Origin of the sequence: Micromonospora sp. SH-82 (assembly GCF_051132485.1) — a bacterium.
Classification (GTDB): domain Bacteria; phylum Actinomycetota; class Actinomycetes; order Mycobacteriales; family Micromonosporaceae; genus Micromonospora.
The window spans coordinates 1,835,835-1,855,966 of the sequence record NZ_CP148049.1 but is presented as its reverse complement, the minus strand read 5'-3'; the positions used below and the strand labels follow the sequence as shown (position 1 = coordinate 1,855,966).

Below are 20,132 nucleotides of genomic sequence, written 5' to 3'. Positions count from 1 at the left end.
CTATCGTCATCGCCGTGCGTCATTACGCCGCCTACGGCTCAAACCTGGACCCCGCCCGGATGCGCGCCTATTGTCCGCATTCGCCGATGGTCGGCATCGGCTGGCTGGAAGGCTGGCGGCTCACCTTCGCCGGCGAGGGCGTGATCGGGTGGGAGGGCGCGGTCAGCACCGTCGTCGAGTCCCCCGGCGACCGGGTCTTCGTCGCCCTCTACGACATCCACCCCTACGACGCCGCCCAGCTCGACGAGATCGAGGGGGTCACCGCCGGAACGTACCGCACGCTGCGGGTCCGGGTCTCGACCCTGGACGGGGACGTGACCGCCGGGATCTACGTCTTCGACGGGTACGAGGGCGGCCTGCCCACTTCGTGGTACCTCTCGGAGATCGCGAACGCCGCCGAGAAGGCGGGCGCGCCGGACGACTACGTCACCGATCTGCGGTCCCGCCCCACCGGCACCGCCACGGCGTAGCACCTCTCCCACCCTCCCAGTCTGCGCCGCCACCGCCCACCCCGCCCAGCGGGGGCCGCAGGACCGGACCGCGTCACACCGCACCCCACCCCGGCGACGTCCCGGTGCCGGTCACCTGTCGGCGGGCCGCGCCCACCAACTCCACCAGCTCCCCGCCCTCGGCCGGGGTGAGCACCCCGAACGCGGCGGAGACCAACCGGTCCGTCGCCGCGTCGGCCCAGAACCGGCGGCGGACCAGCGCCCCCACCGGCGGGTACGGGGGCGGCCACCCGCAGGTGATCGCGGTGGCCTCCCCGTCGGTGGAGGTGAGCACCGCCTCCAGGGGGGTCATTCCGCTGGCCCGGATGGCGATCAGGGACGCGCCGTGGACGTGTTCGCGCAGCAGGCGCAGCCCGACGGCGGCCCGGGCGCCCAGGGCACCGGCCGGCATCGGCATCGACCGCCAGGCGGCGAAGAGCGGCATCCCGGTGGCGTCGGCCGCCTCGACCGCCCGGTCCAGGAGCAGGACCAGGCGGTCCACTCCGGGAAGGTCGGCGAGCTGTTCGTCACCCCACCGGCAGCACTCGGCGAGGCTGGCTGCTGCCACCTCGGTCGGCCGGACCAACCGGCTCACCCCGTCCCACCCCTCGGCCACCGCCTCCGGGGCGAGGAACCCCAGTGCCGACGAGACAGTGGCGGCGGAGACGTCACCCAGCGCCCCCGCCCAACCGGCGACGTGGAACGTCCAGCTGGAGATGCCCAGTTGCCGGGCCCGGCGTAGGGTGCCCGGCCAGCGGGCGAACGCGTCGCCGAACGCCATGACCTCCGGCCGGACGGCGGCGGCCACCCGCTCCGGGGTGAGGCTCACCGGGGTCGACCGGCCCGGGGTCCGGGACCGCCGGGCCGCCTCCGCCCCGCTGCCGCGCTGAAAGCCGTCATTCATCGTGATCAGTCTGCCTCCTGCCCATCGTGGTCCGCATCCCCCTGCGCGGTCAGCGCCTCCACCGCGGCCTCCACCTCACCGGTACGCCGCCGGGCCGCGGTCAGGCTCCGTTCCGCCGCCCGGCGGGTCCGCCGGGCCCGGGACAGCTCCTGCTCGGCGGCGGCCCGGCGGCGCTCCAGGTCGGCCAGTTCGCTCTCCAGGTCGGCCAGGGCGGCACCGTCGGCGTGTTCGGTCGCCGTGGCGTCGGTCAGCTCCGCCTCCGCCCGCTCCTGGTCGGTACGGGCCTTCGTCAACTCCCGTTCCAGTGCCCGGCGGCGGCGGTCCCGCTCGGCGCGGGCCGCGCGGGCGGCCCGGTCGGGGCCGGTGGGTCGACGTGTCGGCGCGGATTCGGTCGGCTCCTGGTCGCCGCCGGTGACCAGGCGCAGTTGTGGGCGGGGCACCTCCCCGAACCCGGCGTAGCTCGCCGCCCGCAGCAGCCGACCGGCTCGGACCTGCCCGGCCACGTCCGGGTCGGAGAGGGCGGCGGTCAGCGTCGCCTCGACCTCGGCCAGCGGGAGCTTCCCGGCCGACGGGCCACCGGCCACCCCGACCGCGAGGCGGCGGGCCTCCGCGACCAGTGCCCCGACCACCGACCGGCGTCGGGTGGTGAGTTCCCGCAGCCGGGGTCCGCGCAGGTCGCGCTGGGCGGTGCGCAGCTCGGTGGCGAGGTCCACCAGGTCGGCGACGAGGTCCGGACGCTCGATGGCGAGCAGGTTGACCAGCCACGCCGCGACGGTGGGCCGACGCAGCCGGGCGAGCCGACGGGCGGCGGCCTGGTCACCGGCCTGCCGGGCGGCGGCCACGGCGGCGTCACGGGCGGCGACGAACCGCTCCGGCGGCGTGGCGTACAACCGCTGGGCGGACTCGTGGTCGGGATCGGACACCGGGTCAGCCGGGCAGCCGGGTGCCCGGGGCCAGCCGGGCGTACTCGCAGTCGGACAGCGCCGTGTACTGCCGGTCGAGCACCGCCAGTCCGTTGTCGTTGAGCAGCCCGTCGTGCAGGGCGAAGGCCCGTCGTGGGGCGACCGCCCGGATGAAGTCGACCACCTCGGAGAACTTCGACCAGGGCGCGTGGATCGGGGCGAAGAGGGTGTCCACCGGCACGTCCGGTACGAACAACGCGTCCCCCGGGTGGTAGACCGTCCGGTCGAGCAGGTAGCCGATGTTGTCGACCACCGGGATGTCGGGGTGGATCACCGCGTGGCGACCCCCGTACGTCTGCACGGGGACCCCGGCCGCGTCGAAGGACTGTCCTGGTTCGACAGGTCGCAGCGCCTCGGCGGCGTCGCCGAGGATCCCGGCGAGCGCGGCCGGACCGTGGATGACGAAGGGCCGCCTGTCGAGTCGACGGGTGATCGCCTCGACGTCCAGGTGGTCAGGGTGTTCGTGGGTGACCAGTACGGCGTCCGCCCCGTCGAGGACCGTCTCCGCCTCGCTGAAGCCGCCGGGGTCGACGACGAGCACGCCTGCGTCATGCTCGATCCGGAGGCAGGAGTGGGCGTACTTGATCAGTTTCATCGCGTCTCCTCGCTTTACTCGATCGTGACGTCCTCGGCCGCAGTCTGCCGGAACCGCGACGGCTCCGGGCCGCGTCCGAGGTAAGAGATCACGATCCCGACGGACGGAGCAGGGATGAGGACACGGGGAGGACGGCGGCGCGGGTCCGCGCTGGCCGGAGTGGGGCTGGTGGCGGTCCTGGCGGTGGCCGGGTGCGGCGGCGGTGGCGGTGGTAGTGACTCGGCGGGCCGCAGTGAGTCGACTGCCGACCGGGCCGGTCCGGCGGCGGACGCCCCCCGGGCGGGGGCGCCGGCCCCGGCCGAACGTGGCCCCGGGGCGCAGGGCCAGGCGAGCGGGGCGGACCTGCGGATCGACCAGCGGTCCATCGTCTACACCGGGACGATGCGGGTCCAGGTGCAGGACGTGGAGGAGGCCGCCCGCGCCACGGTCACGGCGGCGACCACCGCCGGGGGCTTCGTCGGCGGCGACGAACGGCGCAGCCGGGGGGCCGACGCCCGCGCCGAACTGACGCTGCGGATCCCGGCGGAGCGGTTCACGGCCGTTCTCGACCAGCTCGCACAGCTCGGTCGGCAGGAGTCCCGCAACATCGTCACCGAGGACGTCACCGAGGAGGTGGTCGACCTCGACGCCCGGATCACCACCCAGAAGGCCCGGGTGGAGAGCGCCCGCCGACTGCTGGCCCAGGCCGAGGACATCGGTGACCTGGTCACCGTGGAGCGGGAACTCGCCAGCCGCGAGGCGGACCTGGCCTCCCTGGAGGCGAAGAAGCGTCGACTCGCCGACCTGACCGCGCTCTCCACGATCTCGGTGACGCTGGTCGGCCCGGACGCCGCTCCCGTCGACGAGGAGAGGACCGGGTTCCTGACCGGACTGCGCGCCGGCTGGGATGCCTTCGGGCTGTCGGTGGCGGTGCTGCTGACCGTGCTGGGTGCCGTCCTGCCGTGGCTGCTGCTGATCGGCGTACCGGTGGGGGCGCTCGTGGTGGTGCTCCGCCGCAGGCGGCGACGGAACCCGCCGCCCCCGCCGCCCGGCCGCCCGGTCGGCCCGACGTGGACGCCGGTGGTCGACCCGTCCGGCGCCCCGCCCTCGGCTGGTGCCCACCCCGCTACCGGTCCGACCGGACCGGCTAGCGAGCCGCCGCCAGTGCCCGCAGCGCGGTCTGCACCATGACCCGCACCCCGGCCGGGATGGCCCGTTCGTCCACGTCGAAGGTGGGTCGGTGCAGGTCGATGTTGGGGCTGGCCCGTCCGACGCCGAGGCGGGCCAGCGCGCCGGGGACGTGCTCCAGGTACCAGGAGAAGTCCTCACCACCCATGCTCTGCGGCGTCTCCGCGACCCCCTCGGGACCGAGGGCGGCGGCGGTGGCGGCGGTGAGGATGTCGATGGCCCGGGCGTCGTTGGTGACCGGGGGTCGACCACGGAGGTACTCCAGGTCCACGGTGGCCCCGGTCGGGGCGATGACGTCCCGGATCACCTGGGCGACGATCTTCGGTACCTGGTCCCAGGTGGCCCGGTCCATCACCCGCAGGGTGCCGGAGGCCGAGGCCTCGGAGGGGATGACGTTGTAACGGGTGCCGGCTGAGGCGTGGCCGAAGACCAGCAGGAGGCCACTGTTCGCCGGCACCCGCCGACTCACCAGGGCCGGCACCTCGGTGACCAGGCGACCGAGGGCGTCGACCAGGTCGACGGTCAGGTGCGGGCGGGCGGTGTGCCCGCCCGGTCCGCTGAGTCGGACGGTGACGTTGTCGGCGGCGGCGGTGATCGGGCCGACCCGCAGACCGACCTTCCCCACCGGCTGGTTCGGGTCGCAGTGCAGGGCGAAGATCTGGACGACGTCCTCCAGGCCACCGGCCTCGATGACCTCCAGCGAGCCGCAGGGCAGGACCTCCTCGGCCGGCTGGAAGATGAGCCGGACCCGGCCGTCGAGCTGCCCCAGGTCGGCGAGCTGGGCCAGCAGCATGCCGACTCCGAGCAGGACTGGTGGTGTGCACGTCGTGGCCGCAGGCGTGGCAGACGCCGTCCACCGTCGACCGGTACGACACGTCCTTGGCGTCGGTCAGCGGGAGGGCGTCGATGTCGGCCCGCAGCGCCACCACGGGACCGTCGGGGCGCCCGTCGACGTCACAGATGACGCCGTTGCCCTTCGGCAGCAGCCGTGGGTTCAGCCCGGCCAGGGAGAGTTCCCGGGCGATCAGCGCGGCGGTCTCGAACTCCTCACCGGACAGTTCCGGGTGGGAGTGGATGTGACGGCGGGTGGCGACCAGTCCGGGTACGCGCAGCGCGAGAAGGTGGTCGAGCTCCGCCGGCAGCGGCTGGGATCCGGGGAACTCCAGCGGTTCCGCAGTTGCCAGTCGACCGGCTCCGGGCAGTGTCAACGCACTCGTCACAGCGACATCTCGATCAGTAGAAACGGATGGATCATCGGGCGGAACAGCAGACAGCCTAGACCGCCGACGGTGACGCTGCGCAACCTCGTTACGGTAGTAATCCGATCGCTGAGTGTCACCGAAACCTTCCCGTACGGGGTCGGTAACCTGCGGGACAGCAGGTAGATCGGGGTCGAAGGCCGTCATCTGCCCCACACCTCCTACAAAGCGTAACCGGCCGGCGATCCCAAAAAACGATGCCGACCACCGAGAGCTACGTTCCAAATTGTGGCATTAGCCGGACTGATCACCTGACGCTCCGACAATTACCCGACGACTCCCGGCGACGGCCGGTCCGACGCTCACACGCCGCACCTCCCACAGACCGCACACGCTGTGCGTTCTGAGATCACCTCGAGTACCCCGGACGACCTAGATCATCACGTCGTCGTCGCCGGCGCGCCGCCCCGGAGGATCAGAACCGATCATTGGGGCGGTAGGTACCCCAGACTTCGCGCAACGTCCCACACACCTCGCCGACGGTGGCCCGCTCCCGCAGCGCCTCCCGCATCGGGTAGAGCACGTTCCCGGTCCCCGTCGCCGCCGCCCGCACCTCGGCCAGGCACCGGTCGACGACCCCGGCGTCGCGGGACCGACGCAGCTCGGCCAGGCGTCCGGCCTGCGCCGCCTCGATCGCCGGGTCCACCCGCAGCGGCTCGTACGGCTCGTCGTCGTCCACCGTGAACCGGTTCAGCCCGACCACCACCCGGTCCGCCGAGTCGATTTCCTGAGCGATCCGGTACGCCGACTGCTCGATCTCCCGCTTCTGGAACCCCGCCTCGATCGCCTCCACCGACGACCCGTACTCGAAGACCCGGGCCATCAACGCGTCGATGCTCGACTCCAGTTCGGCGGTCATCGCCTCCACGACGTACGACCCGGCGAACGGGTCGACGGTGGCTGTCAGGTCCGTCTCGTACGCCAACACCTGCTGGGTACGCAACGCCAACCGGGCCGCCTTCTCGGTGGGCAGGGCGATCGCCTCGTCGAAGCTGTTCGTGTGCAGCGACTGGGTGCCCCCGAGCACGGCGGCCAGCCCCTGCACCGCCACCCGGACCAGGTTCACCTCCGGCTGCTGGGCGGTGAGCTGCACCCCGGCGGTCTGGGTGTGGAACCGCAGCATCATCGACTTCGGGTTCCGGGCACCGAACTCGTCGCGCATCAGCCGGGCCCAGATCCGCCTGGCGGCACGGAACTTCGCCACCTCCTCCAGGAGGGTGGTCCGGGCGACGAAGAAGAACGACAGCCGGGGGGCGAAGTCGTCCACCGCCAGCCCGGCGGCGAGCGCGGCCCGGACGTACTCCACCCCGTTGGCCAGGGTGAAGGCGATCTCCTGGGCGGGCGAGGCGCCGGCCTCGGCCATGTGGTAGCCGGAGATGGAGATGGTGTTCCACTTCGGCACCTCGGTACGGCAGTAACCGAACGTGTCGGCGACCAGCCGCAGCGAGGGCTTCGGCGGGAAGATGTACGTCCCCCGGGCGATGTACTCCTTGAGGATGTCGTTCTGGATGGTGCCGTTGAGCTGCCCCCCGGCCACCCCGCTCTCCTCGGCGACCAGCTGGTAGAGCAGCAGCAGCACCGAGCCGGGCGCGTTGATGGTCATCGAGGTGGAGACCTTGTCCAGCGGGATCCCGGCGAAGAGCAGCCGCATGTCCTCGATGGAGTCGATGGCCACCCCGACCTTGCCGACCTCACCGTGTGCGATCGGGTCGTCCGAGTCGTACCCCATCTGGGTGGGCAGGTCGAAGGCGACGGAGAGACCCGTGGTGCCGGCGCGCAACAACTGGTGGTATCGCGCGTTGGACTCGGTGGCGGTGCCGAAACCGGCGTACTGTCGCATGGTCCACGGCCGGGAGGTGTACATGGTGGGATACACCCCACGGGTGTACGGATATCCGCCCGGGGCACCGAGCCGCTCGTCGAGCTCCTCGGGGAGGTCAGCCGCCGTGTAGACGTCCTTGATCGGGAATCCGGACTCGCTCGACCGCCGTTCGCTCATCTCCGGATGGTAGGACGGAACCCCCGTCGGCCAGGATGAGGGATACCGCACACCACGGGGTCGGTGCCGGGGGTGAACCGCCGGGTCAAACCGACCGTTCAAATAATCGTCCGCCGCGTCGGGTTTCGCATCGGGCGTCTGAACAAGCAAGATAGGGGGGTTGTGTCCCAGCCCCCCTCGAACTCCCCCGGTGGCCTTTCTGTGACTCAGATTCCGACGTGGAGCGGCGGACCAGCCAGTCCCTCGAACGGACGTGCGGCACCCGGCACCACCATCGGTGACCGATACTCGTTGCGTTCCCCGGTGGGGAACGGTGGTATGGGCACGGTCTGGCGTGCCACAGACACCCTGCTCCGTCGTGACGTCGCGGTGAAGGAGGTCATCCTTCCCCCTGGGCTGGCCCCCAGCGACCGCGACGCGATGTACGAACGGACCCTGCGCGAAGCCCGCGCCGCCGCCGCCATCCAGCATCCGGCGGTGGTTCAGGTGTACGACGTGGTGACCGAGAGTGGTCGCCCGTGGATCGTGATGGAACTCCTCGACGCCCGCAGCCTCGCCGACATGGTGATCGAGGACGGGCCGGTCGCTCCGAGGGCGGTCGCCAAGATCGGCATCGCCCTGCTCGGCGCGCTGGAGGTGGCGCACTCGATCGGGGTCCTGCACCGCGACGTCAAGCCGGCCAACGTGCTGATCTGCACCGACGGGCGCTGCGTGCTGACCGACTTCGGTGTCGCCCGGATGCCCACCGACGTGCAGCTCACCACGCCGGGGATGGTCCTCGGGTCCCCGCACTTCATCTCCCCCGAACGGGCGATGGGACAGGACTTCGGCCCGCCCAGCGACCTGTTCTCGCTGGGCGTGACGCTCTACACGGCGGTGGAGGGCCGACCGCCGTTCGACCGGGGCGACCCCATCGAGACGATGCACGCAGTGGTGGAGGACCCGCCCGCCGCGCCCTCGCGCAGCGGTCCACTGACCCCGGTGCTGATGGGTCTGCTGGAGAAGGACCCGGCCCGGCGGATGGACGTCCACACCGCCCGGGCCCAACTGCGTGAACTGCTCACCGGCGCGCTGACCAGCAACGCCACCGCCGTCCACTCGGTGACCGACCCGTACGCGGTGGTGCCGCCGCAGCGCCCGGTGACCCCGCCGACGCCCGCCGCGAAACCCCGACCGAAGCCGACCGGGGCGATCGGCGGGTCGGCGATGATCGGCCCCGGTGAGTCGCTGACCGACCGACTGGCCGCGCTCGCCAAGGGCGAGAACTCGAAGCAGACCCCGGGTGCCGACGGGGCGGCCGGTTCGGCCGGCGCACCGACCGGCCTGATGCCGACCCCGGCGGGCAAGCCCGCCACCGGCGACTCGGCCGAGGAGACCCTGCGGCTGGGCGCCGAGGACCGGGCCGCTGCGGCCCGGCCGGCGGCGGACGCCACCCAGGCGGTCCCGTTCGGGACCAGCAAGCAGAACCCGTTCGGCGCCCGGCCGACCTCCCCGGCGGGACCCTTCGGTGCCCGACCGGCCGAGGCCGCCTCCGGCGTCTACGGCAACCGTTCGGACGAGACCCAACGGTTCGGGGCCGGACAGTCCGAAGCCACCCAACGGTTCGGGGCCGGACAGGCCGAGGCGACCCAACGGTTCGGGGTGGGTGGGGCCGGCACCGACGCCACCCAGGCCGTACCCGCCTGGGGTCCACCGGCCGGTGGGAGCCCCTACGGGGGCGGCAACCAGTGGTCGGTTCCGGGGACCGGCCAGCCCTGGGCCAACACGTCTGCGTCCGGGCCGACCGGAGAGGGCCCGGCGAAGGGCAGGGCGGGCCGACTCGTCGCCACGGTGAAGGGCTGGCCGCGCCGGACCCAGGTCGCCGCCGCCGCCGGGCTGGTCCTGGTGCTGGTGATCGGGATGATCGCCCTGGGCGGAGGCGACGAGGAGAGCCCCGAGCAGCAGCCGGTGGCCGGCCCCTCGGCCACCGCCGAGCCGGTCGGCTCCGATCTTGAGCTGCGGGAACACTCCGCCCGTGGGGTGCGGGTGATGGTCCCCAAGGACTGGAAGCGGGCCACCGGGGGCAGCTTCGTGGACTTCACCGACCCCGAGGACTCCGGCCGCCGGGTACGGATCATCGTGGAGAACTTCGGGACCACCTCCCTACGCTGGGCCGAGGTCGCCTCGGACGGTCTGCGTACCCGTAACACCTGCGCGAAGCCGTACAACCAGATCACCATGGGCGAGACGGAGCTGGCCGGGAAGGCGGCGGCCGAGTTCGAGTACACCTGCGGTGACGGCGACCAGCGTCGGCACGGGGTGTGGCGTGGGGTCGTGCACGACGGGAAGGCGTACTCCTTCTACCTCACCTCCGGACACGACCGGTTCGAGGAGAGCAAGCCGATCTTCGACGAGATGGTGAAGTCCTTCCAGCTCACCGGAAGCGGCTGACCGACCCCTCGACCCGACCACCGACGGCGGGCCTCCTCGCACCTGCCCTCCCCGGGGAGGTGCGACGACGGCCCGCCGTCGTGCTATCAACGTGGCATGGCGGCCGAGACCACTGACATCGACGAACTCCGCGAGCGGGCGCGACGCTGGATCGCGGACGACCCCGACCCGGCCGGGCGGGAGGAGTTGCAGGCGGTCCTCGACCGGCTCCCGGAGAGCGCCGCCGAACTCGCCGACCGGTTCGCCGGGCCGCTGACCTTCGGGACCGCCGGTCTGCGGGGTCCCCTGCGGGCCGGGCCGAACGGAATGAACCTCGCCGTGGTCACCCAGGCCGCAGCCGGGCTCGTCGGGTGGCTCGCCGCCCAGGAGGCGACCGGCCCCCTGGTGATCGGGTACGACGCCCGGCACCTGTCGCACGCGTTCGCCGTCCGTACCGCCCAGGTGGCCACCGGGGCGGGTCGCCCGGCGTTGGTATTCTCCCGCCCGCTGCCCACCCCGGTCCTGGCGTACGCGGTACGACGACTCGGCGCGGCGGCCGGGGTGATGGTCACCGCCAGCCACAACCCGCCGCAGGACAACGGGTACAAGGTCTACCTCGGTGAAGAGGTGGGCGGCCCGCTGGGTGCCGGGGCGCAGATCGTGCCCCCCGCCGACACCGGGATCGAGGCGGCCATCCGGGCGGTCGGCCCCCTCGCCGACGTGCCGCTCGGGCTTCCCGGTCAGGTCCTCGGGGACGAGGTGGTCGCCGGGTACGTGGAGCGGGCCACCGAGGTGACCACCCCGGACGGCCCCCGCGACCTCGCCGTGGCGTACACCCCCCTGCACGGGGTGGGTGCGGCGGTGCTGACCGCCGCCTTCGCCCGCGCCGGGTTCCCCGTCCCCGGGATCGTCCCCGACCAGGCCGAACCGAACCCCGACTTCCCGACAGTGGCCTTCCCCAACCCTGAGGAACCGGGTGCGGTGGACCGTCTCGTCGCGCTCGCCGAGGCCACCGACGCCGACCTGGCCATCGCCAACGACCCGGACGCGGACCGGTGCGCCGTCGTCGTCCGGCAGCCGGTGGCCCCGGGTGCCGACGCGGCGCCGAATGTCGACGCGGCCCCTGATGCCGCAGGTGAGGAAGCGGCGGGGACCGCCGCAGGGGTGGGGTCCGGGTGGCGGATGCTGCGCGGGGACGAGGTCGGGGTGCTCCTCGCCGACCACCTGATGCGCCGGGGCGTACGGGGGCTCTACGCCACCACCATCGTCTCGTCGTCACTGCTCAAAGCGGTGTGTGCGGCCCGGGGGATGCCGTACGGCGAGACGCTCACCGGTTTCAAGTGGATCGTACGGGCCAGGGCCGGCGGTGACCCCCTCGTCTACGGGTACGAGGAGGCGCTCGGCTACTGCGTCGCCCCGGATCACGTACGCGACAAGGACGGCATCACCGCCGCCCTGACCGTCGCCGAACTCGCCGCCGAGCTGCACGCCACCGGCCGTACCCTCACCGACCGGTTGGACGAGTTGGCCGCCGAGTTCGGGGTGCACCACACCGACCAGCTCTCGGTCCGGGTGACCGACCTGACGCGGATCGCCGACGCGATGGCCCGGATCCGGGAGCACACCCCGGAGACCCTGCTCGGCGCGGCGGTCACCTCTGCGGAGGATCTGCTCCCCGACGCCGACGTGGTGATCCTGCGTACCGACACCGCCCGGGTGGTGATCCGTCCCTCCGGCACCGAGCCGAAGCTCAAGGCGTACCTGGAGGTGGTGGTCCCGGTGGCCGACGGTGACGTTCCGGCGGCGCGGCGGCGGGCGGTCGCCGACCTGCGGACCCTGCGCGCGGAGACCGCCGCCGCCCTCGGGGTGTAGGCGGCGGGGCGACCGGGCGCTGTCGATCGGGGATCGGCCGCGCCCGGTCGGGTCACCTCGTCACTCGGTGCGCAGGCCCTCGGCCCGGGTGAGCCGCCACAGCAGGGGGAGGCTGGCGGCGGTGACGACCAGCACCACCACGGCGGCCGCGCCGGTGACCCCGACGATCGCCGCCCAGTTGAACCTGATCGGCTCCTGCACCATGGCGAGCAGCAGCGCCCCCAGTCCACCGCCGGTGACCACCGCCAGGACCAGTCCGAGCAGGACCGGGATCCCCACCTGGTAGAGCACCGAGCCGGAGAGGGTCCGGCGTCTGGTGCCGAACGCGGAGAGCACCGCCAACAGCCGTCGGCGTTCCCGAAGCTGTTCGAGGACGTTCACCAGCATGCTCGCCCCGATGAGCAGCAGCAGCGCGATCGCCCCCACCTGCAACGCCTGCTCGAAGGCGCCGAGCAGACCACTGGTGACCTGCTCGTCGAAGTCCGAGACGAAGGTGAGCGGGTCGATCCGGTACGCGGCGGTGCGGACCTGTTCGATCGCGTCCGGGTCGGTGGCGTCCAGCCGGACGAGGAAGGTGGACGGCTCCGGGGTCGGTACGGCGAGCGCGCCGGGGGTGACCAGCAGGTCCGCCATGACGAGCCGGTCGTACTGCTCGACCGGCCGACTGCCGTTGGGAACTGTCCAGCGCGTCCCGGGGTCGTCCTCGTCGAGGACGATGCTGGCCCCGGGGGCGATCTCCGGGCGTTCCCGGCCGTCGGCGACGAAGGTGTCGCCGTCGGTGCAGGTGGGCAGTGGTGCGTAGAACCGCAGGCCGTCGCAGTCGGCGATCCAGACGTTGACCGTCGAGGTGCCGGAGACCGCGAGCGGACGGGCGACCGCGCTGACCCTGTCGACCCCGGGGGTGTCGGCGAGGGTCGCGGTGATCCGCTCCGCCGGCCAGCCCGCCGGTTCGCTGTAGACCGACACGGAGGCCTGGAAAAGGGTGCTGTCCCCGTGCCGGTCCGTCATCGCCGCCTGCCCGGCACCGAGTACGCCCTGGACGGCGATGATGCCGGCCACCGAGACCGCGATTCCGGAGACCGCCCGGACCGCCGTGTCGCTGTCGAGCTGGAGTCGGCGTACGGCGAGCTGCCAGGCGACTCCCCCACCACGCAGGCGGCGGACCACCGACTGGACGAGCCAGGGCAGCAGGAGCACCATGCCGAGCAGCAGGAAGGTCACCCCGGCGGTGATCTGCACCTCGACCAGGGTTCCGGTGCCGTCGCTCAACCCACCGACCAGGGGGGCGAGCAGCAGCACGCCGAGCACCGGGGGGACCAGCCGCCACCCGAGCCGACGCCGCCGTTCCCGGCCACGCCGGACCACCCCGAGCGGTTCGATCATCACCCCGCGCAGCGCCGACAGGGTGACCAGGACTGCGGCGGTCGGCACGACCAGGACGACCAGGGCCACCAGGGCGGGCACCGGGCGCAGGTCGGCGGGGAAGAAGCTGAACCGGACCGGGACGAGGTCGCCCACCACCCGGCCCGCCGCGAGGAAGAGGAGACCGCCGACCACCATCCCCAACAGGGTGCCGACCAGGGTCTCCCCGGCGGCGATCCGGCGGGTCGTCGTGGTGTCCGCGCCGACCAGTCGGATCGCCGCCAACTGTCGGTCCCGGGACTCGCTGCCGAACCGTACGGCGGTGGTCACGAAGATCATCACTGGTAGGAGCAGGACCACCAGTCCCAGGATGGCCAGGACCAGGAGCACCGCCGGCAGGCTCTCCCCGCTCTCCCGGCCCCCGCCGCCGAACGTGTCGGTCCGGCTCACCCCGAACGATTCGGCCTCCAGCGAGTCGACACCGAGGTAGTAGAAGAGGTCACGGGGGCCGGAGAGCCCTTCCGGGGCGATGGTGCCGACCGCCCTGGCATCCAGCCGCTCGGCCAGCAGCCGGGCGTCCGGGGAGGCGAGCAGCTCGGCGAGGGCGGGCGAGACGACCATCTCCCCCGGGGCGGGAGTGCGCTCCACCCCGGGTGGCACCGGCGCCTGGCCGCCCTCCGGCTGGAGGAGGAGCCCACGGATGGGCAGTTCCCGCCAGTCGGTGTCGGCCTTGGCGTAGAGCAGGGTGTCCGGTCCGGGAGCTTCCACCCCGGGTCCGGGACTCCGGGCTTCGCTCCGATCCGCGCGGGCCAGCCCGACGGTGGGCAGGGCGGTCGCGGTCAGCAGCATCGCCACGCCCAGCCCCACCCCGACCGCTGTCATCACCAGGCGGACCCAGCCGGAACGCCCCCCGGCCACGCTCAGTCGGATGCCCAGGAGCAGGTCGTTCAGCCAGGCCGTCGGGCCGCGACGTCCGGGGGCGCTCATCGGACGAACTCCGGCGCGCGGACCTTCCCGTCGCGGACCACGGCCTCCCGGTCGGAGTACGCGGCGACCCGCGCCTCGTGGGTGACCAACACGACCGCCGCGCCGGTCTCCCGGGCGGCGGTGATGAACAGCTGCATCACCCGCTCGCCGTTGAGGCTGTCGAGGGCGCCGGTCGGCTCGTCGGCGAAGATGACCTTGGGTTCGGTGACGAGCGCCCGCGCCACGGCGACCCGCTGGCCCTGCCCGCCGGAGGCCTGACCGGGACGCTTCTGCGCCACGTCGGAGACCTCCAGCCGGGTCAGCAGCTCGGCGGAGCGCCGGTTGGCCTCCCGCCGACGGACCCCAGCCAACCGCAGCGGCAGCGCCACGTTCTCCAGGCAGGTCAGCTCCGGCACCAACTGGCCGAACTGGAAGACGAACCCGAACTCGGTACGCCGCAGGGCGGAGCGCTGGGCGTCGGACATCGCGAACACGTCCTGCCCGGCGTAGGTCACCCGCCCGGCGTCGGGGGCGACGATCCCGGCGAGGCAGTGCAGCAGGGTGGACTTGCCGGAACCGGAGGGTCCCATCAGTGCCAGCACCTCGCCGCCGTGCACCTGCAGGGATGCGCCGTCCAGGGCCGGGGTGACCCCGAAGGTCTTGGTCAGGTCCTCCGCCGTCAGCAGCGGCGGGTCCGTTCTCGGGGTGGTCATCGGTCCTCCTTGCGCACCTGGGCACGGAGCTGGTCCAGCCGGGCCACTGTCAGCTCCAGCCACCGCAGGTCGGCCTCCAGGTGGAACAGGGCGTGGTCGCAGACGAGCTGGTCGGCGAGGTCCCCGGTGAGTTTGCGGTTCGTCAGTTCCCGCATCTGGCCCAGGTGGGCGGCGCGCTGGATGTCGAGCAGGTCGACGGCGTCCCGGCCGGTGAGCAGCGCCAACACCACCTTGGTGTAGAGCTTGCTCTGCAGGTACACCTCGGGCTGCTCCGGCTTGCCGAGCCAGGTCTCGACGTCGGTGACACCGGCCGAGGTGATCGCGTACCGCTTGCGGTCCGGTCCCGCCCCGGGCTCCGACTCCACCTCCACGAGGCCGTTCTTCAACAGGCGGGCCAGCGTCGCGTAGACCTGCCCGTAGTGCAGGGAGCGGCCGTGGCCGAACTGGTCGTCGTAGGAACGCTTCAACTCGTAGCCGTGCCGGGGGCCGCGCTCCAGCAGGCCCAGCAGGGCAAAGCCAACAGACATGCCGACCACTATACACACCAGCTATACACTTCATGTATATGCAGGTGGAGGCGGTCATCTGACGAAAAGACGCAGATGCCCGGGGCCGGTGACGGGACACCGGCCCCGGGCGCTCCGATCACCGCAGCGGCGTCACCGGCGGGGACCGAGGGCGGCGTCGACAGCCTGACCGAGAGCGATCACGACCAACGCCACCGACGGGCGGACCACCGAGTCCTCCATGCTGACCTCGCCGGAGAAGCCGGCCCCACCGGCGATCTCCGCCAACCGCTTGTCGACGTCGCGGGCGGCCTCCCCGGTCAGCCCCAGGACCGGCTCCATCCGGATCGCCGCCACCAGGGTGGCCAGGGCGGCGGTCCGCTCGTCCGGAGCCGGGCCACCGGTGAGCGCCTCGGTCAGCCGCCGCCGGGTGTCCTCCTCCACCGACGGGTCCACCATCGGGTAGCGGTGCACCACGATGAAGCCCAGCTCGGTCTCCTCGACGTCGCGGACCACACCCCGCTGCACCAGGTCACCGAGGATCCGGTCGCGGAGTCCGTGACGCAGCCGCTGCACCCACGACGACGACGAGAGCGGGTCGTCGGCGGCCATCCGGGTCAACACCTCGTCGACGATCGGCGCGCCGGTGGGCGTGGTGTCGACCACCGAGAGGTTGCCGTCGGCGTACGCGATCCGCCCGGCCAACGCCAGCTCCACCAGGACGGCGGCGGCCATCCCCAGATCCAGGCTGATCCGGGGCATCGTCGCCTTGCCGGTTTCGTCGTCGTACGCGAGGAGGAGGAGTTCTTCGGCGATCGCTTCACCAGTCATGGCCCGAGACGCTAGCCGGTCGGCGCACCCGACCGGAACGGAGTCGCGCCACAACCACCCCACCTGCCTTTCCTTTCCTAGAAGCGGGGCATGCCACCGAACTGGCGGTCACCGGCGTCACCGAGGCCGGGGACGATGAACCTGCTGTCGTTGAGGCCGGTGTCGATGCTCGCGGTGACCAGTCGCAGCGGCAGACCGGACCGCTCCAGCCGCTCGATCCCGGCGGGCGCGGCCAGCACGCAGAGCACTGTGATGTCGGTGCAGCCCCGGTCGGCCAGGAGCCGACAGCAGTGCTCCAGGGAACCGCCGGTGGCCAACATCGGGTCGAGGACCAGCACCGGCAGCCCGGCCAGGTCCCGGGGGAGGGACTCCATGTAGGCACGCGGCTCGTACGTCTCCTCGTCGCGGGCCAGCCCGACGAAGCCCATCGACGACTCCGGGAGCAGCCCGAGGGCGGCGTCGGCCATCCCGAGCCCGGCCCGCAGCACCGGCACCAGCAGCGGCGGGTTCGCCAGCCGGGTGCCCTGCGCCTCGGTGACCGGGGTGGTGACCGGGTACGTCTCCACCGGGAAGGACCGGGCCGCCTCGTACACCAGCATGGTGGTGAGTTCGTGCAGTGCCGCCCGGAACGAGGCGGAATCGGTACGCGCGTCCCGCATGGCGGTCAGCCGCGACTGGGCGAGCGGATGGTTGATGACGTGTACGTCCACGATCGCTCAACCTACCCGCTGGTCGGGTCGGGTGGTGCGCCCACAGCCGCACCGACGTGAGGTCGACGATCGTCGCTGGGCGCGGTCCACCTGGGCATGCGTAGACTTCCGGCCATGACGGCGACGACGACGTCGGCCCGGTCGGACCTGACCGACCTGGGGCGATCCGAGACAGCGCTGCGGAGCTTCCTGCACGGGCTGCCCGGCGTGGACCAGACAGGCGCGGAACAGCGGGCGGCTCGACTCGGCACCCGCTCGATCAAGACCACCGCGAAGGCCCAGGCGATCGACCTGGCGATCCGGATGGTCGACCTGACCACCCTCGAAGGGGCGGACACCCCCGGCAAGGTACGCGCACTGGCCGCCAAGGCGCTGCGCCCCGACCCGGCCGACCCGTCCTGCCCGCACGTCGGCGCGGTCTGCGTCTACCCGTCGATGGTGCCGTACGCGGCCGAGGTGCTGCGCGGGTCCCCGGTCCACCTGGCCAGCGTGGCGACCGCCTTCCCCTCCGGTCAGGCTCCCCTGGAGGTGAGGCTGGCCGACACCCGGGCCGCCGTCGAGGCCGGTGCCGACGAGATCGACATGGTGATCAACCGGGGGGCCTTCCTCGCCGGCCGGTACACCGAGGTCCACGACGAGATCGCAGCCGTCAAGCAGGCCTGCGGGTCGGCCCACCTCAAGGTGATCCTGGAGACCGGCGAGCTGGGGACGTACGACAACGTCCGGCGGGCCTCCTGGCTGGCGATGCTCGCCGGTGGCGACTTCGTCAAGACCTCCACCGGCAAGGTCCCGGTCGCCGCGACCCTGCCGGTGACCCTGGTGATGCTGGAGGCGGTCCGCGACTTCCGGGCCGCCACCGGGCGGCAGGTCGGGGTCAAGCCCGCCGGGGGGATCAAGACCACCAAGGACGCCGTCAAGTACCTGGTGCTGGTGAACGAGACCGTCGGCGCGGACTGGCTGGACCCGGACTGGTTCCGGTTCGGCGCGTCCAGCCTCCTCAACGACCTGCTGATGCAGCGGACCAAGCTGACGACCGGCCGCTACGGCGGTCCCGACTACTTCACCCTGGACTGAACGTGATGTTCGAGTACGCGCCCGCCCCCGAGTCCCGCTCGGTGGTCGACCTCAAACCGTCCTACGGGCTCTTCGTCAACGGCAGATTCGTGGATCCGGCCGACGGCGGCGGGTTCAAGTCGGTCAACCCCGCCACCGAGGAGGTCCTCGCCGAGGTCGCCGAGGGCGGCCCGCAGGACGTCGAACGGGCGGTCAAGGCCGCCCGCAAGGCGTACGAGAAGGTGTGGGGCCGGATGCCCGGCCGGGACCGGGCCAAGTACCTGTACCGGATCGCCCGGCTGATCCAGGAGCGCTCCCGGGAGCTGGCCGTCCTGGAGTCCCTGGACAACGGCAAGCCGATCAGGGAGTCCCGCGACGTCGACCTGCCCCTGGTGGCCGCACACTTCTTCTACTACGCCGGATGGGCCGACAAGCTGGAGTACGCCGGTTTCGGTGGGCAGCCGACGGGCAGGCCCAGCGGCGGGCAGCCGCGTCCGTTGGGGGTGGCCGCGCAGGTCATCCCATGGAACTTCCCGCTGCTGATGCTGGCCTGGAAGATCGCCCCGGCGCTGGCCGCCGGGAACACGGTGGTGCTCAAGCCGGCCGAGACCACCCCGCTGACCGCCCTGCTCTTCGCCGAGATCTGCCAGCAGGCCGACCTGCCGCCAGGCGTGGTCAACATCGTCACCGGGGCCGGCGAGACCGGACGTGCCCTCGTCGAGCACCCGGGCGTGGACAAGGTCGCCTTCACCGGCTCCACCGAGGTCGGCAAGGCCATCGCCCGGTCGGTGGCCGGGTCGGACAAGAAGCTGACCCTGGAGCTGGGCGGGAAGGCCGCCAACATCGTCTTCGACGACGCCCCTGTCGACCAGGCGGTCGAGGGGATCGTCGACGGCATCTTCTTCAACCAGGGGCACGTCTGCTGCGCCGGTTCCCGGCTCCTGGTCCAGGAGTCCGTCGCCGAGCCGGTGCTGACCGCCCTCAAGCAGCGGATGGCCCGACTGCGCGTCGGTGACCCGCTGGACAAGAACACCGACGTCGGGGCGATCAACTCGGCCGCCCAGCTGGCCCGGATCCGGGAACTGTCCGAGGCCGGTTCGACCGAGGGGGCGCAGCGTTGGTCGCCCCCGTGCGAGCTGCCCGAACGGGGTTTCTGGTTCGCCCCGACCATCTTCACCGGGGTCACCCAGGCCCACCGGATCGCCCGGGAGGAGATCTTCGGCCCGGTGCTGTCGGTGCTGACCTTCCGTACCCCGGCCGAGGCGGTGGAGAAGGCGAACAACACGCCGTACGGGCTGTCGGCCGGGATCTGGTCCGAGAAGGGGTCCCGGATCCTGTGGACCGCCGACCGGCTCCGGGCCGGGGTGGTCTGGGCCAACACGTTCAACAAGTTCGACCCGACGTCCCCGTTCGGCGGGTACAAGGAGTCGGGCTACGGCCGCGAGGGTGGCCGGCACGGACTGGAGGCGTACCTCAATGGCTGAGCGGGTCGCGGTACGCAAGACGTACAAACTCTTCATCGGCGGGAAGTTCCCCCGTAGCGAGTCGGGACGGTCGTATCCGGTGCAGTCCTCGAATGTCGCCCTGGCCTCCCGCAAGGACGCCCGGGACGCGGTGGTCGCCGCCCGCGCGGCGGTGAAGGGGTGGTCCTCGGCGACCGCCTACAACCGGGGTCAGATCCTCTACCGGGTCGCCGAGATGCTGGAGGGCCGCCGGGAGCAGTTCGTCGCGCTCGGCGTCCCCGGCGACGAGGTGGACACGGCAGTCGACAGGTGGGTCTGGTACGCCGGTTGGGCGGACAAGCTCGCCCAGGTGTACGGCGGGGCGAACCCGGTGGCCGGGCCGTACTTCAACCTGTCCGCGCCGGAGCCGACCGGGGTGGTGGCGGTGGTGGCACCGGCCGGACCGGCGCTGCTCGGCCTGGTCGGGGTGATCGCCCCGGCGATCGTGAGCGGGAACACGGTGGTGGTGGCCGCCTCGCCGTCGGCGCCCCTGGCGGCGGTGACCCTGGCCGAGGTGCTGGCCACCTCGGACCTCCCCGGCGGGGTGGTGAACATCCTCACCGGGGCGCTCGCCGAGACGGTGCCGACCCTGGCGGGTCACCTGGACGTCAACGCGATCGACCTGGCCGGGGTGGCCGATCCCGCCTTCGCCACCGACCTGGAGGTCCGGGCGGCGGAGAACCTGAAGCGGGTCCTGCGGCCGGTCCCGGCCGACCACGACTGGTCCGCCGACCCGGGGGTGACCCGGATGACCGCCCTGCTGGAGACGAAGACGGTCTGGCACCCGAAGGGGGTCTGACCCCGGTCCGTCCCGGCGGGTCCCGGGCCGTCGCT

At 72.4% G+C, this 20,132-nt stretch carries 16 protein-coding genes and 1 pseudogene; 7 read left to right on the top strand and 10 right to left on the bottom strand.

Features of this window, described 5'->3' with window-relative positions:
* Positions 1 to 14 precede the first annotated feature (14 nt).
* Positions 15 to 470 (top strand): gamma-glutamylcyclotransferase, encoded by a 456-nt coding sequence (locus tag WHN02_RS08660; protein WP_350899260.1) that lies wholly within the window; start codon positions 15 to 17, stop codon positions 468 to 470.
* 73 nt (positions 471 to 543) lie between these two features.
* On the opposite strand, the gene WHN02_RS08655 is transcribed toward WHN02_RS08660, so the two are convergent.
* From WHN02_RS08655 to WHN02_RS08645, 3 genes are all read right to left on the bottom strand, one after another.
* A complete protein-coding gene (locus tag WHN02_RS08655; RefSeq protein ID WP_434743876.1) occupies positions 544 to 1,269 on the bottom strand; it encodes an SCO6745 family protein in 726 nt (241 codons plus the stop codon).
* A gap of 128 nt (positions 1,270 to 1,397) precedes the next feature.
* On the bottom strand, positions 1,398 to 2,315 hold the full coding sequence (locus WHN02_RS08650; protein ID WP_434742857.1) for a hypothetical protein: 918 nt from the start codon (positions 2,313 to 2,315) through the stop codon (positions 1,398 to 1,400).
* A gap of 4 nt (positions 2,316 to 2,319) precedes the next feature.
* Positions 2,320 to 2,949, bottom strand: coding sequence for an MBL fold metallo-hydrolase (locus WHN02_RS08645; protein WP_434742856.1), 630 nt, complete (start codon positions 2,947 to 2,949; stop codon positions 2,320 to 2,322).
* Positions 2,950 to 3,063: 114 nt separating this feature from the next.
* On the opposite strand from WHN02_RS08645, the gene WHN02_RS08640 reads away from it, so the two are divergent.
* Positions 3,064 to 4,119 carry a DUF4349 domain-containing protein gene (locus tag WHN02_RS08640; RefSeq protein WP_434742855.1) on the top strand — a complete coding sequence of 352 codons (1,056 nt, stop codon included), beginning with the start codon at positions 3,064 to 3,066 and terminating at the stop codon, positions 4,117 to 4,119.
* Here WHN02_RS08640 and WHN02_RS08635 read toward each other — a convergent pair.
* Both WHN02_RS08635 and WHN02_RS08630 read right to left on the bottom strand, forming a co-directional pair.
* Positions 4,076 to 5,336 (bottom strand): annotated as a pseudogene (locus WHN02_RS08635) (amidohydrolase). The gene WHN02_RS08640 and the pseudogene WHN02_RS08635 sit on opposite strands and share 44 nt — an antisense overlap.
* A 454-nt stretch (positions 5,337 to 5,790) precedes the next feature.
* Complete coding sequence (locus WHN02_RS08630; RefSeq protein ID WP_434742854.1) at positions 5,791 to 7,374, bottom strand: acyl-CoA mutase large subunit family protein; 1,584 nt, start codon at positions 7,372 to 7,374, stop codon at positions 5,791 to 5,793.
* Positions 7,375 to 7,575: 201 nt separating this feature from the next.
* On the opposite strand from WHN02_RS08630, the gene WHN02_RS08625 reads away from it, so the two are divergent.
* On the top strand, positions 7,576 to 9,804 hold the full coding sequence (locus tag WHN02_RS08625) for a protein kinase domain-containing protein (RefSeq protein ID WP_434742853.1): 2,229 nt from the start codon (positions 7,576 to 7,578) through the stop codon (positions 9,802 to 9,804).
* A gap of 96 nt (positions 9,805 to 9,900) precedes the next feature.
* Positions 9,901 to 11,655, top strand: coding sequence for a phospho-sugar mutase (locus WHN02_RS08620; RefSeq protein ID WP_434742852.1), 1,755 nt, complete (start codon positions 9,901 to 9,903; stop codon positions 11,653 to 11,655).
* A 60-nt stretch (positions 11,656 to 11,715) separates the two neighbouring features.
* On the opposite strand, the gene WHN02_RS08615 is transcribed toward WHN02_RS08620, so the two are convergent.
* The 5 genes from WHN02_RS08615 to upp form a co-directional block, all read right to left on the bottom strand.
* Positions 11,716 to 14,004: an FtsX-like permease family protein gene (locus tag WHN02_RS08615; RefSeq protein ID WP_434742851.1), complete on the bottom strand. Its 2,289-nt coding sequence runs from the start codon at positions 14,002 to 14,004 to the stop codon at positions 11,716 to 11,718.
* Positions 14,001 to 14,696, bottom strand: coding sequence for an ABC transporter ATP-binding protein (locus WHN02_RS08610; RefSeq protein ID WP_434742850.1), 696 nt, complete (start codon positions 14,694 to 14,696; stop codon positions 14,001 to 14,003). The genes WHN02_RS08615 and WHN02_RS08610 overlap by 4 nt, the downstream gene beginning before the upstream one ends.
* Positions 14,693 to 15,223 carry a PadR family transcriptional regulator gene (locus tag WHN02_RS08605; protein WP_434742849.1) on the bottom strand — a complete coding sequence of 177 codons (531 nt, stop codon included), beginning with the start codon at positions 15,221 to 15,223 and terminating at the stop codon, positions 14,693 to 14,695. The genes WHN02_RS08610 and WHN02_RS08605 overlap by 4 nt, the downstream gene beginning before the upstream one ends.
* Before the next feature lie 132 nt (positions 15,224 to 15,355).
* Complete coding sequence (locus tag WHN02_RS08600; RefSeq protein WP_434742848.1) at positions 15,356 to 16,033, bottom strand: GOLPH3/VPS74 family protein; 678 nt, start codon at positions 16,031 to 16,033, stop codon at positions 15,356 to 15,358.
* Positions 16,034 to 16,110: 77 nt separating this feature from the next.
* Positions 16,111 to 16,743, bottom strand: a complete 633-nt coding sequence (gene upp, locus WHN02_RS08595; protein ID WP_350897893.1) for a uracil phosphoribosyltransferase — start codon at positions 16,741 to 16,743, stop codon at positions 16,111 to 16,113.
* 114 nt (positions 16,744 to 16,857) lie between these two features.
* On the opposite strand from upp, the gene deoC reads away from it, so the two are divergent.
* The 3 genes from deoC to WHN02_RS08580 are packed head-to-tail and all read left to right on the top strand — an operon-like array spanning position 16,858 to position 20,097.
* The gene (gene deoC / locus WHN02_RS08590; RefSeq protein ID WP_434742847.1) at positions 16,858 to 17,817 is read left to right on the top strand and encodes a deoxyribose-phosphate aldolase; all 960 of its coding nucleotides are present in this window, start codon (positions 16,858 to 16,860) and stop codon (positions 17,815 to 17,817) included.
* A gap of 5 nt (positions 17,818 to 17,822) precedes the next feature.
* Positions 17,823 to 19,280, top strand: a complete 1,458-nt coding sequence (locus tag WHN02_RS08585) for an aldehyde dehydrogenase family protein (RefSeq protein ID WP_434743875.1) — start codon at positions 17,823 to 17,825, stop codon at positions 19,278 to 19,280.
* A complete protein-coding gene (locus tag WHN02_RS08580) occupies positions 19,273 to 20,097 on the top strand; it encodes an aldehyde dehydrogenase family protein (protein WP_434742846.1) in 825 nt (274 codons plus the stop codon). Before WHN02_RS08585 ends, WHN02_RS08580 begins: the two co-directional genes overlap by 8 nt.
* Positions 20,098 to 20,132: the final 35 nt, after the last annotated feature.

Excerpts from the sequence above, each read along its gene's own strand:
- WHN02_RS08630 (WP_434742854.1), bottom strand. The coding sequence starts at position 7,374 with ATGAGCGAACGGCGGTCGAGCGAGTCCGGATTCCCGATCAAGGACGTC.
- WHN02_RS08585 (WP_434743875.1), top strand. The coding sequence starts at position 17,823 with ATGTTCGAGTACGCGCCCGCCCCCGAGTCCCGCTCGGTGGTCGACCTC.
- WHN02_RS08600 (WP_434742848.1), bottom strand. The coding sequence starts at position 16,033 with ATGACTGGTGAAGCGATCGCCGAAGAACTCCTCCTCCTCGCGTACGAC.
- WHN02_RS08640 (WP_434742855.1), top strand. The coding sequence starts at position 3,064 with ATGAGGACACGGGGAGGACGGCGGCGCGGGTCCGCGCTGGCCGGAGTG.
- WHN02_RS08605 (WP_434742849.1), bottom strand. The coding sequence starts at position 15,223 with ATGTCTGTTGGCTTTGCCCTGCTGGGCCTGCTGGAGCGCGGCCCCCGG.
- WHN02_RS08645 (WP_434742856.1), bottom strand. The coding sequence starts at position 2,949 with ATGAAACTGATCAAGTACGCCCACTCCTGCCTCCGGATCGAGCATGAC.
- WHN02_RS08615 (WP_434742851.1), bottom strand. The coding sequence starts at position 14,004 with ATGAGCGCCCCCGGACGTCGCGGCCCGACGGCCTGGCTGAACGACCTG.
- WHN02_RS08620 (WP_434742852.1), top strand. The coding sequence starts at position 9,901 with ATGGCGGCCGAGACCACTGACATCGACGAACTCCGCGAGCGGGCGCGA.
- WHN02_RS08655 (WP_434743876.1), bottom strand. The coding sequence starts at position 1,269 with ATGGCGTTCGGCGACGCGTTCGCCCGCTGGCCGGGCACCCTACGCCGG.
- WHN02_RS08610 (WP_434742850.1), bottom strand. The coding sequence starts at position 14,696 with ATGACCACCCCGAGAACGGACCCGCCGCTGCTGACGGCGGAGGACCTG.
- deoC (WP_434742847.1), top strand. The coding sequence starts at position 16,858 with ATGACGGCGACGACGACGTCGGCCCGGTCGGACCTGACCGACCTGGGG.
- WHN02_RS08580 (WP_434742846.1), top strand. The coding sequence starts at position 19,273 with ATGGCTGAGCGGGTCGCGGTACGCAAGACGTACAAACTCTTCATCGGC.